Genomic DNA, 14,649 nt, shown 5'->3' with positions numbered 1-14,649 from the left:
TCCATGTATTATTTTTATTGATGAAATAGATGCAGTAGGTAGACAACGTTTTGCCGGGCTTGGCGGAGGACATGATGAGAGAGAACAAACTTTAAATCAATTACTTGTTGAAATGGATGGTTTTCAAACAGATGAACATATAATAGTTATGGCTGCAACCAATAGACCAGATGTTCTTGACCCTGCTCTTACCAGACCAGGTAGATTTGATAGAACAGTTGTAGTTGATATGCCTGATATAAGAGCAAGAGAACTAATTTTTAAAGTCCATACAAAAAATAAGCCACTTGATGAGACAGTTGACCTTAAAATTCTTGCCAGGTCAACTGCTGGACTTTCAGGAGCAGATATTGCAAATATAGTGAATGAATCTGCTTTAATAGCAGCAAGGAAAGGAAAAGAAAAAATTGATATGAATGATTTTGAAGAAGCAAGAGATAAAGTTCTAATGGGTACAGAAAGAAAAAATCTTGTAATAAGTGATGAAGAAAGAAAAATAATTGCTTATCATGAGGCAGGACATACACTTTTACAGAAAAGTTTACCAGATGTCTATCCTGTCCATAAAGTTACAATAATCCCAAGAGGAAGAGCATTAGGACTTACTCATATTTTGCCTGAACAGGATAAATTTATTCAATCGGATATTTATTATAAAAACTCTTTATGTACACTATTAGCAGGTAGAGCAACTGAAAAACTAATTTTTGGGAAAATGTTCACTGGGAGTGAAAATGACCTTAAAGTTGCAACAGAAATAGCAAGAAGGATGGTATGTGAATGGGGTATGAGCGAAAAATTAGGTCCTGTTATTTTCAGACATGATGGAAATGTTTTTCTTGGTAGAGACCTTGTCCAGATGAGGGAACATAGTGAAGTTACAACAAGAGAAATTGATGAAGAAATTAAAAGGATACTTGAAGAAGCAGAGAATAAAGCAATTAACATTTTAACTGAAAATTTAGACAAACTTCATAAATTGGCAAATGCACTTTTAGAAAAAGAAACATTAAAATCAGAAGAAATAGATGAAATACTTGGTATTGAAAAGCAGGAACAAAAAGGAGAAAATGATGGACAGAAGGAAAATAGAGAAGGGAGTGGAACTGATTCTTGAGGGCGCTGGAATTGATACAAATAAAAACTCATTGAAAGAAACACCAAAAAGAGTTGCAAAAATGTATGAAGAAATTTTAAGTGGAATGGGACAGGACCCGGAAAAAATCATTGGAAAATTTTTCTATGAAGAATTTAATGAATTAGTTCTTGTGAAAGATATTCCATTTTATTCTTTATGTGAACATCATCTTCTACCTTTTTTTGGTAAAGTTCATATTGCTTATTTACCCGATGGTAAAAAAGTCGTTGGTATAAGTAAATTACCTCGTCTTGTTGATGTTTTTACAAAACGACTGCAACTACAAGAAAGAATGACAAATCAAATTGCAGATACAATAATGAAAGTACTGACTCCTCAGGGTTCTATGGTTGTTGTTGAAGGTGAACATTTATGTATGGTAATGAGAGGAATTAAAAAACCAGGAAGTAAAATAGTTACATCTGCAATGAGAGGAATATTTTTAAGGGATTTAAGAACAAGAGGTGAAGCACTTAACCTTATTATGGCAGGAAGACCATCATCTATTTAAGAGAGGAGAAAAAAGTAAAACTACTCCGATAACCATAAGAATAATTCCAAATACCGCAAAAATATCAGAGATGCCTTCTTTTTGATATGTGAGTTTTGGTTTAAATGTGAAAAAGCATCCTAATACAATTAGTAATACCCCTGAAACTAAATTCACTATTTCAAATTTTTCCATTTTTTCCCATATTTTAAATTATACCATAAATCTTATCGTTTCTAATTTCTTTCCCAATAACTTTTACTATTTCATTTTTAATATCTTCATCAGAAATAACTGAAAATGGAATGTAATTTTCTGAATAGCCAGTCCATAAATTTTCTTCTTTTTTTTCAAAAAGAACAGAAAGAGAGCTAAAAAGAAATTTCTTCATAACTTTTTCTCTTTCTTTTTTAACTGAATAAGATAGAACTTTTTCTCTTTCTTTTTTAACTTTATAATCAACTTTATTTCCCATAAAATACGCCTTTGTGCCCTCTCTTGGTGAAAAAGGGAAAATATGGACTTTCAAAAAGTTAATTTCCCCAATTGCCTTACATGTCTGTTTAAAATCATCTTCTTCTTCGCCAGGAAAACCAACTATTATATCAGTAGTAAATGTGACATTTCTAATTTTTTCTTTTATAACTTCAATTTTTTTTAAATATTGAGATAAGTTATAATTTCTTTTCATTAACCTTAAAATTTTATCAGAACCGCTTTGAAGTGGAATATGAAAATGAGGGCAGAAAATATCAAGAGAAGAAAGAAAGTCAATTAGTGTTTCATTTATATAAACTGCTTCTATTGAACTTAACCTTATCCTTTTCAAATCTTTTACCTGTGAGATTTTTTCAATTAGAGTAGTAATTTTTTTACCATTATCTTTTCCATAAGCACCTAAATCAATTCCAGTAAGAACAATTTCTTTATAACCATTTTCAGTTAATTTCTCAATTTCATCAATAATTTCTTCTTCATCTCTTGATTTAACTTTTCCTCTGACAAGAGGGATTATACAATAGGAACAATTATTTTCACAACCATCTTCAATTTTAACAAAACCTCTTGTATGATTATTAAATGATTTTATTATTCTTACTTTTTTACAAAATTCAAATTTATTAAAAATTTTAATAGAAGGAAACAACAATTTGATTTTTTCTTCATTAACAAAACAACCAGTTAACCATACATTTTTACCTTTTTTTAACTTTTTCCTTATAACTGTTTTAACCTCTTTTTCAACTTTATTTGTAACACAACAAGAATTTATTACGCAAACATTATCGGGCATTATATCAATATAAGGAAAATTCTCTTTTAGAAGTTGTGTCTCATATTGATTTACTTTACATCCAAAAGTAATAAATTCCATAAAATATTCTCCAATATATATAAAAATAACCAAAACTGACATAAAATTATTAAAACCTGGTAAGTTAATAAAATAATATCATAATTCCTATTATTCGCTAAATCTCAGTAAGATGGGATAGAGAAAAAAGTAACAGAATTTTTAAAAATAACATTAGAAACTTCTTCAATGGATTGTTTTTTTTGATTGGCAATTTCCTCAACAATATATCTAACATTTGATGGTTCATTTCTTTTTCCTCTAAAAGGAGTCGGTGAAAGATAAGGACTATCCGTTTCTGACATAATTTTTTCTAATGGAAAGTCCTTTGCAATTTCTCTTATTCCATTAGCATTTTTAAAAGTTATAATCCCTGTAAAGGAGATATAGAAATTTTTTTCTTTACAATATTTAGCAAAAACATTATCTTCTCCAAAACAATGAAAAACAATTTTTTCAGGTAAATTTTTATTCATTTTTTCTAAAATTTCAATTATTTCTTCTTTGCTTTCCCTTTGATGGATAATAACAGGTAATGAATTTTCAGAGGCAATTTTTAATTGAGTTATAAAAAATTCTGTTTGTTTTTCTCTATTATCCTTATTGTAATAAAAATCAAGTCCAATTTCTCCTATTGCCACAACTTTTTTCTCTTTTGACAATTTTTCTATTTCAAAAATATCTTTTTTATTACATTGATACACATCAGAAGGATGAATACCAACACCAACAAAAATAAATTTATACCTGCTGGCTATTTTAATTGATTTTTTGCTACTTTCAAGATTAACACCTACATTTATTATATATTCAATCCCTTCATTTTTACTTTTTTCTATTACTTTGTCCCTATCACTATCATAATCAGAGAAGTCAAGATGGCAATGTGTATCAAAATATTTCATTTATTTCCCTTTGTTAACTTACGAAGTTAATAAGTGTTTGAACCTCAATAATTTACACCTTTCAGAATTCTCTAACAGAAACTAAATAGAGGAGATTTTTAAGGAGAAATCAAGAACTTTTGCAGAATGAGTAATATAACCAGCAGAGACCCTATCAACAGGCAATTTTTTTATTTTATCAATTTTTTTTAAAGAAACATTTCCACTCCATTCAATTTCAACTTTCTTTTTTCCTTTTAAAAATTTATTAAATTCAAGCAGTTGATTTTTATCCGCATTATCAAACATTATAATATCTGCTCCTGCTTGGTAAGCACTTATTGCCTGTTTGAAATTTTCTACTTCCACCTCTATTTTTATTTTGTTTTTCCAGTAATTTTTTGCTCTTTTGACACAAATTGAAATTGCGGAAATTTTATCAACTTTCTCTTTTTCCATTACTCCTTTTATATGATTATCTTTTATAAGAACCATATCAAAAAGACCAAAACGATGATTTTCTCCTCCACCTATTTTTACTGCATATTTTTCCAATAACCTTAAATTTGGTATTGTTTTTCTTGTATCGTATATTTTTACTTTATTTTTTGCCCTTTCTACAAGTTTTCTTGTTTCAGTTGCAATTCCAGATAGATGTTGAAGAAAATTTAAAGCAGTTCTTTCACCTATCAATAACTCTTTTATAGGTCCGTAAATTTCTCCAACTATATCTTTCTTTTTTATTTTATCTCCATCTTTGAAGGAAAAATTAAAAGAAAAGGAAGAAGAAAGAATGTTAAAGACATTTTTAAAAATATCCACACCACATAAAATTCCATCACCTTTTGAAATAAGAATTGCCTTTACAGGAAATTTCTCTTTGAAAATAGCAGAGGTTGTAACATCACCTTTCCCTAAATCCTCTTTTATTGCCTTTTTTATTATTTTTTCAACTTCTTTTTCCATTTTATAACTGGAGAAAAAATTTATGAAAAAAGTACCTGTTTTGCTTCTCTTATACCATCCTCTAAATTGCATTTATAACCCATTTCCTCAAGGCATATTCCAACAGCAATTATTGCTGTTAAAACATCAAATTCATCCATATATCCTAAATGAGAAATTCTTATAATTTTCCCTTTAAGCTTGTCCTGTCCACCTGCTACTGATATTCCATATTTAGTCCTTAAATTTTTTACCAATTTCTCTCCATCAATTTCTTCTGGTAATTTTATTGCTGTAACTGCATCAGATGGATTTTCAGACAGAAGTTCCAATCTCATTTTTTCAATCCCTTTTCTTGTTGCATTTGCTCTTTTTGAATGTAATGACCATAGATTTTCAAGTCCATATTCACGAAACAACTCAACTGACCTTTTCAAACCAATAACAAGTGAAACAGGTATTGTAAAGGGAAAATCATCTTTTTCAATTGCTTTTTTATATTTTTTCAAATCAAAATAATATTTTGGAATATCTGAATTTTCAGTTTTTCCCCATGCTTTTTTACTTAATGCAATAAAAGAAAGACCCGGTGGAAGCATAAGTGCTTTTTGAGAGCCAGTAATAAGAACATCTATTCCCCATTTGTCCATATAACAGGGAATTGCTCCTACACTGCTTACCCCATCAACAATTAAAATAACATCAGGAAATTTTGAAATAACTTTACCATAATTTTCTATGTCAAAAGCAGTCCCTGTTGATGTCTCACATAAAGGAGTGCAAATACCTCTAATATCTGGATTTTCTCGTAGTAATTTTTCAAGTTCTTCTGCTTTTAATGTTTTTCCCCATTCAATTTCAACCGGCAATATTTTAAGTCCGTAGACATTTCCAATTTCTGCAAACCTTTCTCCAAATTTTCCACAACAAACAACAGCAATTTTTTCTCCTTTTGAGAAAACATTTGTAATTGCTGTTTCCATCGCTCCTGTTCCTGATGAACCGATAATAAAAACGCTATTTTCTGTCTGAAAAATATATTTTAATCCATTAGAAACATCTTTTACTATTGCTCTGAACTCATCTGTCCTATGATGCATTATTGGCTTTGCCATTTCAAGAAGTATTTCTTCCGGGACAGAAGTTGGTCCCGGCGTAAACAATCTTTTCTTTTTCATCTCTCCCCTCCATTATCAAAAATCAAAAAATTTTGTTTGGAAACATTATGTTTTTAAAAATGAAATTTTAATAATATTTTATCATATTTTTTAATTTTTTAAATTGCCTAAACTATTTTATAATTATTTATGTCAAATATAAATATATGAAAGTTAAAATTATATGTTTTCTCTTAATATGTTTTATTGTAAATGGGTGTTTTGCTCAAAAAGAAAATAATTTGTTTTATTCAGAAAAAATCATTTCCACTTATGAGAAAAATTCATGGGATATTCCTGAAACAGAGATTGATAAGTATGTTTTTTCCAATTTAAAAAAACAGGGAATTGAACCTGCATTAGAGTGTTCTGATGAGGTATTTATAAGAAGGGTATATCTTGATCTAATTGGAAAATTACCAGAAAATCAAGAAGTTATTTCTTTCCTAAATGATAAAAACCCAGATAAAAGAAGTTTGCTTATTGATGCTCTTCTTGAAAAAGATGACTTTGCTGACTATTGGTCAATGAAATGGTGTGATATTTTAAGAGTAAAATCAGAATTTCCAATTAACCTCTGGCCAAATGCAGTTCAATCATATCATAAATGGATATTAAATTCTTTAAAAGAAAACAAACATTATGATAAGTTTGTAAGAGAATTACTTACTTCAAGTGGTAGTAATTTCTATACACCACCTGTAAATTTTTATAGAGCAATACAGGGAAGAGACCCATATTCTATAACTTCTGCGGTCGCATTGACTTTTATGGGTGTAAGATTTGATAAATTACCCCAAAAAACAAAAGATGAAATGAGTAAGTTTTTTTCAAGAGTTTCTTATAAGAATACACTTGAATGGAAAGAAGAAATTGTATATTTTAATCCTGAACCATCTGAAACAATACAATGCACTTTTCCTGATGGTGAAAAAGTAATAATTCCTTCAGGAATTGACCCAAGAATTGTATTTGCTGACTGTTTAATAAATCCGAAAAATCAATGGTTTTGCAAAAATATAGTTAATAGAATTTGGGCATATCTTTTAGGAACAGGAATTATAAATGAAGTTGATGATATAAGACCTGATAATCCTCCATCAAATCCCGAACTTATTATTTATCTTGAAAAGCAACTTGTTAATTCAAATTATGATTTAAAACATATTTATCGTCTTATATTGAATTCAAGAACATATCAGCAATCATTTATTCCAAAAACAAATAACCCAGAGGCAAAAAAATATTTTGCGTATTATCAAATCAAAAGAATTGATGCTGAGGTTTTATTAGATATCTTGTGTAATATAGGAGGAGATGGAGTAGAATATATCAGTCAAATTCCTGAACCATATACTTTTATTCCAAAATATCAAAAAAATGTTCTTCTTGCAGATGGAAGTATTACAAGTCCATTTCTTGAAATGTTCGGAAGACCATCAAGAAATACAGGACTTTTTTCTGAAAGAGAAAATAAAATTACAGAAGTCCAAATTAGATATCTTTTGAATTCATCAGAAATACAAAAGAAAATAAAAAGTAGTCCATATTTAAAAAGAATTATAAGGGAAACAAAAGGAAATAGAAAAGAAATAATTAGAAATATATATTTATTTTTACTTTCAAGATACCCAGAACAATCAGAAATTGATACATTGGAAAAATATTTTCAAGATGGAAAAGTTAATTTAAATGAGGGAGTAGAAGATATTGTTTGGGCAATTATTAATAGTAAGGAATTTTTATACAATCATTGAAAATTAAAATGAAAAATAAAATATTTATTAGTTTTTTAGTTTTTAATGTTCTATTTACTTTAATGGGATTTGGAGAAGAGGAAAAATCATTTGATAAAAAAGCAAAGGCAGTTATTCAGATATGGTTATGGGGAGGGCCATCACATCTTGATACTTTTGACCCAAAACCAAATGCAGGGTATGATTACACTGGACCATTTCAAGCAATACCTACGAATGTTCCAGGAATAGAAATAAATGAGTTATTACCAAATCTTGCTAAAATTGCCGATAAATATTCAATTATAAGAAGTATAACACATGGTATTACTGCCCACGAAACAGCATCTTATATTATGCAAACAGGACATTCTTCTGATGAAAGGGTTTTATATCCAAGTATTGGTTCAGCAGTTACATTTTTTAAAGGAAAAGAATATAAAGGAATTATTCCACCATATATTGTTTTAACAACTTCTCAGGGACGTTTTTCTGAAGAAGGTTTTTTAGGACAAAAATATAAACCATTTGTTACAGGAGGGGACCCTAATAGAACACCTTTTGCTGTTGAGGGAATTGTTGTTGAAGGGATATCTGAGGAAAGAAATTTAAGAAGAACAAAACTTCTTAATTCATTAGATACACTTGGTTCAATTGCATCTCTTGAAGAGTTTCAATCTTTTGATTCTTGTAAAGAAGAAGCATATAAAATTGTAAATGAATGTAAAAAAATTTTTGACATATCAAAAGAACCAGAAGATTTAAGAAATATGTATGGAAGAAATAAGTTTGGGCAATCATGTCTCATGGCGCGTAAACTTATTGAAAACGGAGTAATATATGTAACAATAAACTATCCTGGATGGGATACACATAGTAACCATTTCCAACAGATGAGACAAAAATTACCAGAACTTGACCAGGGACTTTCCGCATTAATAAAAGACCTTTCTGAAAGAGGACTACTTGAAAATACAATTATATGGGTTTCTGGTGAATTTGGAAGAACGCCAAAAATATCATGGGAACCACCATGGAATGGTGGTCGTGGTCATTATGGAAATTGTTTTTCTGTTTTAGTTGCTGGAGGTGGTTTTAAAGGTGGTATTGTCTTGGGAAAAAGTGATGAAAAAGGAGAATATGTTATTGAAAGACCTGTTTATCCAAAGGATTTACTTGGGACTATTTATTATTTATTGGGGATTGACCCAGAAGGAATTTTCCCTGATATAGGTAAAGGGGAAATAAGAGTTCTACCACCAATTGAAAAAGGAACTGGAAAGGAAATTTTGAAGGAGATAATAAATGAAGGGAATTAAAACAATTTTTATTTTTATTTTCATTTTTGGTTTTACCTTAATAGCACAAAGTGTATCTCAACCATCAATTGGTTATATTTATCCTTCTGGAGGCAAAAAAGGAAGTTCTGTACAGATATTAGTTGGAGGGCAAAATTTAAGAGGTGTTAAAGATATATGTTGTTCCTCAGATGGAATAATGGCAGAAACAATTATTTATATTCCTGTATTAAACAACATGCAAAGAAATTATCTTTTAAAAAAAATTTCTGAATTAAAGAGAAAAAACAAAGGTATCTACCAGGAAAAAAAATTAAGTCAAGATGAAATTGTTGAACTTCCAGATAATCCTCTTTTAAAAAATCTGGAAAATTTAAGTCCAGAAGAATTAGATAAAATTTTTGAAATTTTTTTAATGCCAATTCAAAGAGTTCAAATAAAAAGGTCTATTCAAGAAAAAGTTCTAATTTATTTGAAAGTTGATTCTGATGTTGAACCTAAAAAATATGAAATAAGATTATTAACACAAAGAGGACTTACAAATCCACTTTTTTTTGAAGTAAATACCTTTAATGAAATAAACGAAAAAGAACCAAATGGTCCAATAGAACAACAGAAAAATATTCTTGATTTACCAATTATTGTAAATGGTAGAATTATGCCCGGTGATGTTGATAGATTTTGGTTTAATGCAAAAAAAGGACAATTCCTTTTTATTGAATTAAAAGCAAGAGATATTATTCCTTATATGGCAGATGCTGTTCCTGGATGGTTTCAAGGTATTTTAACTCTTTATAAATCAAAAGGAAAAGAAATATTTTATGCTGATAATTATTATTTTAATCCAGACCCTATAATTTTTTATGAAGTTGAAGAGGATGGAGAATACATAATAGAAGTCAGAGATGCTCTTTTTCGTGGAAGAGAGGACTTTGTTTACAGATTAATTATAGGAGAAAAAAGTGCATTTAAAAATAATTTTCAAGAAATTAAAAATGTTATAAATTCCGATATTTTAAATAAATTGCCAGAAATTTGTGAAAAAGAGCCAAATGATAAGTTAAATAAAGCAAATTATATAATATTACCTCAAATTATAAAAGGTATTATTGAAAAACCAGGGGATATTGATACTTATAAGTTTAAAGGGGAAATAGGGGAAGAAATTATTTTTGATGTTTATAGTAGACGACTTGGTTATCCATTAGATTCTTTTATCCGTATTTTAGATAATTCTGGAAAAACATTAAAATTTAATGATGATTATGAAGATAAAAGTTTTGGACTTATCACTCATAATGCAGATTCATACACTTCTTTTGTAGTTCCAAAGGATGGATATTATTATTTACAGATTTTAGATATTCAAAACCATGGAGGAGATAATTATCTTTATTATATTCGTATTGAAAATCCAGAACCTGATTTTAAACTATTTGTTATTCCTTCAAGTATAAACATTTTGGCGGGTAGAAATAATATCTTAAATATCTATGCTATCAGGAAAGATGGATTTGATGGGGAAATAAAAATTTCATTAAAAGAACCTAATCCTAACTTTATTTTGAATGGGGGAAGAATTCCAAAAGGAAAAGATAATGTAAGAATAACAATTTCATCTTTAAAAGCACCTTATGAAAACCCATTTGATATTCAAATAGAAGGTAGTACAATTATTGAGGGGAAAGAAGTTAAAAGAATTGCTATACCAGCAGAAGAAATGATGCAGGCATTTGCCTATTTTCATTTAGTTCCTTTTGAAAAAAATTTTTGTTATGTTATAAATAGAGGAAAAATTTCTCAATTTGACTTTAAATTGATTGATGAAGATATTTTAAAAATTCCAATAGATGGTGTTGTCAATGTCAAAGTAAAGACATTACAAAAACTCAAAAGTGATGAAATATCATTAGAATTAAAGGAACCACCAAAAGAAATTTCAATTGAAGATGTGAAAATTGAAAATGGGATTTTAAGTTTCAATTTAAGAACAAATGGTAAAGAAATAAAGTCAGGATTTGCTGATAATCTTATTATTGAGGTCTTTAGAGAAAATAAAACTTCTACTCCTGAAAAACCAGTTCAAAAAGTAGAAAAGGTTTCTATTGGCTTTTTACCTGCTATTAGTTTTGAAATTATTTAAAATAAAATTATGGAAAATTATTCTTATGAAATTTCAAAAATTCCTGTAATAATAAATTTCTCACATTTTTGTGGTAAATCTGGTACTGATGAATACCATTTAGTTTTTATACCAAAAGAATATGGGAATTTTGAAAACCAGATTAAGTGGGTATATACTGCATATAAAGAAACATTAAAATATATTGGATTAGATGAAGAAACATCGGTTTTCAAGCGCTTTTATTGCAGTGATTTATTCAATCAGGCAATTTATTTAAAAAATAAAAATTTATTCAATTTCTCAAAATGTGGTCTTTCATATATCTGTCAACCACCAGGTCCTTGTGGAAAAGTTGCTTTATGGTCATATCATATAAAGGATAAATTAAATAAAACAAAGAAGAAGTTAAAAAATAATAATTTTTCTTTCAAAAGGGGAAATATTATTCATAATTTGACAACTGGTATAACTTATCCAGAAGGGAAAACAGTTTATGAACAAACAACTGGAGTTCTAAAAAAATATAATAATTTTCTTTTAAAAAATAAAATGACACTTTTAAATAATGTTATTAGAACATGGTTTTTTATACAGAATATTGATTTAAATTATAAAGAATTTGTTGATGCAAGAAGAGAATTTTATGCTCAAAATGGATTAACAAAAGATACACATTTTATTGCAAGTACAGGTGTTGAAGGGAAATATTTTGACTCTGATGTAAAAGTTGTTATGGATGCATATTCAATATTAGGTATTTCAAAAGAACAGGTTGAATATCTATCTGCACCGGAATATTTAGGACCAACTTATCTTTATGGAGTTACATTTGAAAGAGGAGTAGCAATTTCTTATAAAGACAGGAAACATATTATAATATCTGGAACTGCAAGTATAAATAACAAAGGAGAAATTTTATACTACGGAAATATTACAAAGCAATTAGAAAGATGTCTTGAAAATGTTCATGCACTTTTAAAAAAAGCAAATGCTAAATTAAGTGATATATCACTTTTGGTTGTTTACATTAGAGACCCATCTGATTATACAATCGTTAAAAAGAAAATTAGAGAAAAATTTTTAAATACTCCTCTAATTATCTGTTATGCTTCTGTATGTCGTCCTGGATGGTTAATTGAAATTGAATGCTTTGCAACAATTCCTCTGTCTACTTCTGTTTTCTATTGTTAAGAATTCACTTCTCTAATAAAAATAACTGAAAATCCCGCAAATTTTAATAACTATGCAGTTAATACCAATTTGACAACATACATAGAGTAAATATTCCCCCCTCACCTATCCTCTCCCCCAAGGGGAGAGGGAAGGGGTGAGGGGGGTAGTTCCTTCTACCCAATGGGGAGAAGGCTCGCCCGTAGGGTCCTCGCTTTTTGCTTACGGATCCCTCTGGGCATAGCCCAACGGGCGAGCCTTCGGACTACGCCCGAGGGATATAGGTGAGGAGGCTGATTTTTATTACACCTTTGATGTAAAAATAGTATTAACCCCTTTCAAAATCTATACCCAAATTCACAATCCTAAATCCACACTACTCCTTGTTTTTGATAATTTTCTCCTTATCCATAGTTATAAGAAAACGGGATTTTAGGAGAGAAGATTTGAAGGAAACATGCCAACAATTACAGGAGGACTATTACGGGACTCACGGGTTGAGATGGAATTATGCACAAGAACAACATCAGGAAAATATGGAAAATGGTATGACTTATGAACAATCCCTTAATGAAACATCTGAAAAAATGGGGCATTCAAGGGCTGATATTACTGAACATTATTTAAAGTAGTCCTTTCTTTTGTTTGAAAATTCTCAGTTTTTCTAATCTTGTCAGCGGAAATGTTACCGGTAATACCAACCACATGAAAGAGAATGCTTCCCAGTATCCCAATAACTATACAAACGGTAAATATTCTCTTAATCTTTCCCATTCTTCTTTTTCCCATCGTATATTACCCTTCCCATTTTTTTTAAGGTTTTAATCCTTTTTCATAGATTGAGCGATCTTTTCCTTGACATTGGATATTGAAGAACTTTGCAGGAATTCCACAGGCAAATCTTTCCTTGAATAATGTGCATGGAAATTCTGAAGAACCTTATTAACTTCCTCTGTCAATTTTATATCTGTCTTGATGGAGTTCAATGTCTCTATGATTGACAAGGATTGCTGATTCATCTTCTCGTATGCTTCGCTCTTGTTCTCCATCCTTTCTATCCGTGGGAAAAATCCGCTCCATACTTCCCAGAGGAACTTCGCAGTAATTTTTTTATCCTCAATTGAACCCTCTGACAGAAGAAAATTATTGGCAAATCTAATTCTATTTTCTTCCTGTTCAAAAGTAGATTTATCTACCAGATAAAAAATTCCATTTCTCATTGAATCTCGCATCTCTTTTCTCTGCATTCTGTCTTCATACTTATTTAAACAAACATATGCTTTCAAAAATGTTTCAGGATTACTTTCTATATCCGAAAAACCTTTAGCAAGGATCCAACCGGCCGATTCAGAGTCTTTTATATCTATCTCGACTGCAAGCAAAAATATCTTTTCTTTTTGTGGAATAAGAATTTCAAAAAACTCTCTCGATTTCTCCTTAAGTATCTTGTCGTATTTCTCAAGTTCTTCCTTGTAAAGTTGTGCTGGCTCTTTATCTTTTGGGTTCGCAACATCAAAACTTGGCCCTACTGCCTGCCAGTACTTTCCACTGACCTCCTTTTTTTTGGATTGTATTCCTGTTAATTCCTGGTATCTATTCCATTCTTCCATGGTGAGAATCTCCTTGATATTCTCTTCAGAACCCCAAAGAATATATTCTCTATGCAATCCTCCAAAGAATAACAATACAAAACCAACTAAACAAATTACCTTTCGCATTTTCCTACCTCCTTTTATCCAAATATTTCCCAAAATTTATTCTTATATTCCCTCTCTTTTTTTGCTTTATCTAAATCAAAAACCATTATGTTACATTTTTTATTTTTTTCATCATAGATTAAAGGCAGAATATTTAAATCATTAAATCCTGAAAATTCTTCGCTTTCTAAAATCTGCAAAATTTTATCGTTCCCTTCAATTGATTTTCTGTTCCAAAAACCTTTTGAAAAGCAGGGAACATTTTAAACTCTTTATCTGTTGATAATTGAAGCGGTCCATATCCATATGCCTTTATACTTATTAAAAATTCCTCTCTGTTAATCTCATTAATTATTTTTATATCTTCTTCAAATTCTTTCGCTCAGAATTTTTGCTTTCCAATATGTTCAGATTTATAGTCATACATATATTGATTAATAAATTCTGCGAGGGCTATTTCCTCTAAATCTCCATGTATTTTATTTCTTATAAGTCGCATTGTAAAAATATTACTCAAAGTAATTTTAATAAGATGAGGATTTTTACTTATCAGTGTTTTAAATCTTTCCAAAAAATTCTTTATATGGTTGTTTTGTCATATTTATTGGATTAATGCTTTTTCAAGGACATCTTTTACAGTTTCAACTGGTATTAT

General features: G+C 29.4%; 15 protein-coding genes. 7 read left to right on the top strand and 8 right to left on the bottom strand.

All coding sequences use genetic code 11. The features are described 5' to 3' along the window. The coding region (locus PLW95_06145) for an AAA family ATPase (protein ID HOV22244.1) at positions 1 to 1,117 on the top strand (1,117 nt) is incomplete at its 5' end. Further along, positions 1,071 to 1,649 carry a GTP cyclohydrolase I FolE gene (folE, locus tag PLW95_06140; protein ID HOV22243.1) on the top strand — a complete coding sequence of 193 codons (579 nt, stop codon included), beginning with the start codon at positions 1,071 to 1,073 and terminating at the stop codon, positions 1,647 to 1,649. The genes PLW95_06145 and folE, both read left to right, overlap by 47 nt. Here the strand turns inward: folE and PLW95_06135 are convergent. From PLW95_06135 to PLW95_06115, 5 genes are all read right to left on the bottom strand, one after another. Next, complete coding sequence (locus PLW95_06135; GenBank protein HOV22242.1) at positions 1,638 to 1,823, bottom strand: hypothetical protein; 186 nt, start codon at positions 1,821 to 1,823, stop codon at positions 1,638 to 1,640. The genes folE and PLW95_06135 overlap by 12 nt on opposite strands. Positions 1,824 to 1,836: 13 nt before the next feature. After that, the gene (locus PLW95_06130) at positions 1,837 to 3,003 is read right to left on the bottom strand and encodes a MiaB/RimO family radical SAM methylthiotransferase (protein HOV22241.1); all 1,167 of its coding nucleotides are present in this window, start codon (positions 3,001 to 3,003) and stop codon (positions 1,837 to 1,839) included. A 104-nt stretch (positions 3,004 to 3,107) separates the two neighbouring features. After that, positions 3,108 to 3,887, bottom strand: coding sequence for a TatD family hydrolase (locus PLW95_06125; GenBank protein HOV22240.1), 780 nt, complete (start codon positions 3,885 to 3,887; stop codon positions 3,108 to 3,110). An 81-nt stretch (positions 3,888 to 3,968) separates the two neighbouring features. Further along, the gene (nadC, locus tag PLW95_06120) at positions 3,969 to 4,832 is read right to left on the bottom strand and encodes a carboxylating nicotinate-nucleotide diphosphorylase (GenBank protein HOV22239.1); all 864 of its coding nucleotides are present in this window, start codon (positions 4,830 to 4,832) and stop codon (positions 3,969 to 3,971) included. 20 nt (positions 4,833 to 4,852) lie between these two features. Next, on the bottom strand, positions 4,853 to 5,989 hold the full coding sequence (locus PLW95_06115; protein ID HOV22238.1) for an alanine--glyoxylate aminotransferase family protein: 1,137 nt from the start codon (positions 5,987 to 5,989) through the stop codon (positions 4,853 to 4,855). A 146-nt stretch (positions 5,990 to 6,135) separates the two neighbouring features. Here PLW95_06115 and PLW95_06110 point away from each other — a divergent pair, with 146 nt between their 5' ends. The 5 genes from PLW95_06110 (at position 6,136) to PLW95_06090 (ending at position 12,929) form a co-directional block, all read left to right on the top strand. Then, positions 6,136 to 7,725: a DUF1553 domain-containing protein gene (locus tag PLW95_06110; GenBank protein ID HOV22237.1), complete on the top strand. Its 1,590-nt coding sequence runs from the start codon at positions 6,136 to 6,138 to the stop codon at positions 7,723 to 7,725. Positions 7,726 to 7,733: 8 nt separating this feature from the next. Then, a complete protein-coding gene (locus PLW95_06105) occupies positions 7,734 to 9,023 on the top strand; it encodes a DUF1501 domain-containing protein (GenBank protein HOV22236.1) in 1,290 nt (429 codons plus the stop codon). Beyond that, positions 9,010 to 11,145 carry a PPC domain-containing protein gene (locus PLW95_06100; GenBank protein HOV22235.1) on the top strand — a complete coding sequence of 712 codons (2,136 nt, stop codon included), beginning with the start codon at positions 9,010 to 9,012 and terminating at the stop codon, positions 11,143 to 11,145. The genes PLW95_06105 and PLW95_06100 overlap by 14 nt, the downstream gene beginning before the upstream one ends. 9 nt (positions 11,146 to 11,154) lie before the next feature. Next, positions 11,155 to 12,318 carry a Rid family hydrolase gene (locus tag PLW95_06095; protein ID HOV22234.1) on the top strand — a complete coding sequence of 388 codons (1,164 nt, stop codon included), beginning with the start codon at positions 11,155 to 11,157 and terminating at the stop codon, positions 12,316 to 12,318. A gap of 425 nt (positions 12,319 to 12,743) precedes the next feature. Continuing rightward, positions 12,744 to 12,929: a hypothetical protein gene (locus PLW95_06090; GenBank protein HOV22233.1), complete on the top strand. Its 186-nt coding sequence runs from the start codon at positions 12,744 to 12,746 to the stop codon at positions 12,927 to 12,929. A gap of 189 nt (positions 12,930 to 13,118) precedes the next feature. Here the strand turns inward: PLW95_06090 and PLW95_06085 are convergent, their stop codons facing one another. From PLW95_06085 to PLW95_06075, 3 genes are all read right to left on the bottom strand, one after another. Beyond that, positions 13,119 to 14,015, bottom strand: coding sequence for a hypothetical protein (locus PLW95_06085; GenBank protein ID HOV22232.1), 897 nt, complete (start codon positions 14,013 to 14,015; stop codon positions 13,119 to 13,121). A gap of 14 nt (positions 14,016 to 14,029) precedes the next feature. Continuing rightward, a complete protein-coding gene (locus PLW95_06080) occupies positions 14,030 to 14,194 on the bottom strand; it encodes a hypothetical protein (GenBank protein HOV22231.1) in 165 nt (54 codons plus the stop codon). 182 nt (positions 14,195 to 14,376) lie between these two features. After that, positions 14,377 to 14,565 (bottom strand): hypothetical protein, encoded by a 189-nt coding sequence (locus tag PLW95_06075; protein HOV22230.1) that lies wholly within the window; start codon positions 14,563 to 14,565, stop codon positions 14,377 to 14,379. Between the last annotated feature and the right edge of the window lie 84 nt (positions 14,566 to 14,649).

Source organism: bacterium (assembly GCA_035370465.1).
Taxonomy (GTDB): Bacteria; Ratteibacteria; UBA8468; order B48-G9; family JAFGKM01; genus JAGGVW01.
The sequence above is the reverse complement of the archived record's forward strand: the minus strand, read 5'-3'. Positions and strand labels throughout refer to the sequence as shown.

Coding starts and splice junctions, on each gene's coding strand:
- folE (HOV22243.1), top strand. CDS start 1,071: ATGATGGACAGAAGGAAAATAGAGAAGGGAGTGGAACTGATTCTTGAG.
- PLW95_06135 (HOV22242.1), bottom strand. CDS start 1,823: ATGGAAAAATTTGAAATAGTGAATTTAGTTTCAGGGGTATTACTAATT.
- PLW95_06130 (HOV22241.1), bottom strand. CDS start 3,003: ATGGAATTTATTACTTTTGGATGTAAAGTAAATCAATATGAGACACAA.
- PLW95_06125 (HOV22240.1), bottom strand. CDS start 3,887: ATGAAATATTTTGATACACATTGCCATCTTGACTTCTCTGATTATGAT.
- nadC (HOV22239.1), bottom strand. CDS start 4,832: ATGGAAAAAGAAGTTGAAAAAATAATAAAAAAGGCAATAAAAGAGGAT.
- PLW95_06115 (HOV22238.1), bottom strand. CDS start 5,989: ATGAAAAAGAAAAGATTGTTTACGCCGGGACCAACTTCTGTCCCGGAA.
- PLW95_06110 (HOV22237.1), top strand. CDS start 6,136: ATGAAAGTTAAAATTATATGTTTTCTCTTAATATGTTTTATTGTAAAT.
- PLW95_06105 (HOV22236.1), top strand. CDS start 7,734: ATGAAAAATAAAATATTTATTAGTTTTTTAGTTTTTAATGTTCTATTT.
- PLW95_06100 (HOV22235.1), top strand. CDS start 9,010: ATGAAGGGAATTAAAACAATTTTTATTTTTATTTTCATTTTTGGTTTT.
- PLW95_06095 (HOV22234.1), top strand. CDS start 11,155: ATGGAAAATTATTCTTATGAAATTTCAAAAATTCCTGTAATAATAAAT.
- PLW95_06085 (HOV22232.1), bottom strand. CDS start 14,015: ATGCGAAAGGTAATTTGTTTAGTTGGTTTTGTATTGTTATTCTTTGGA.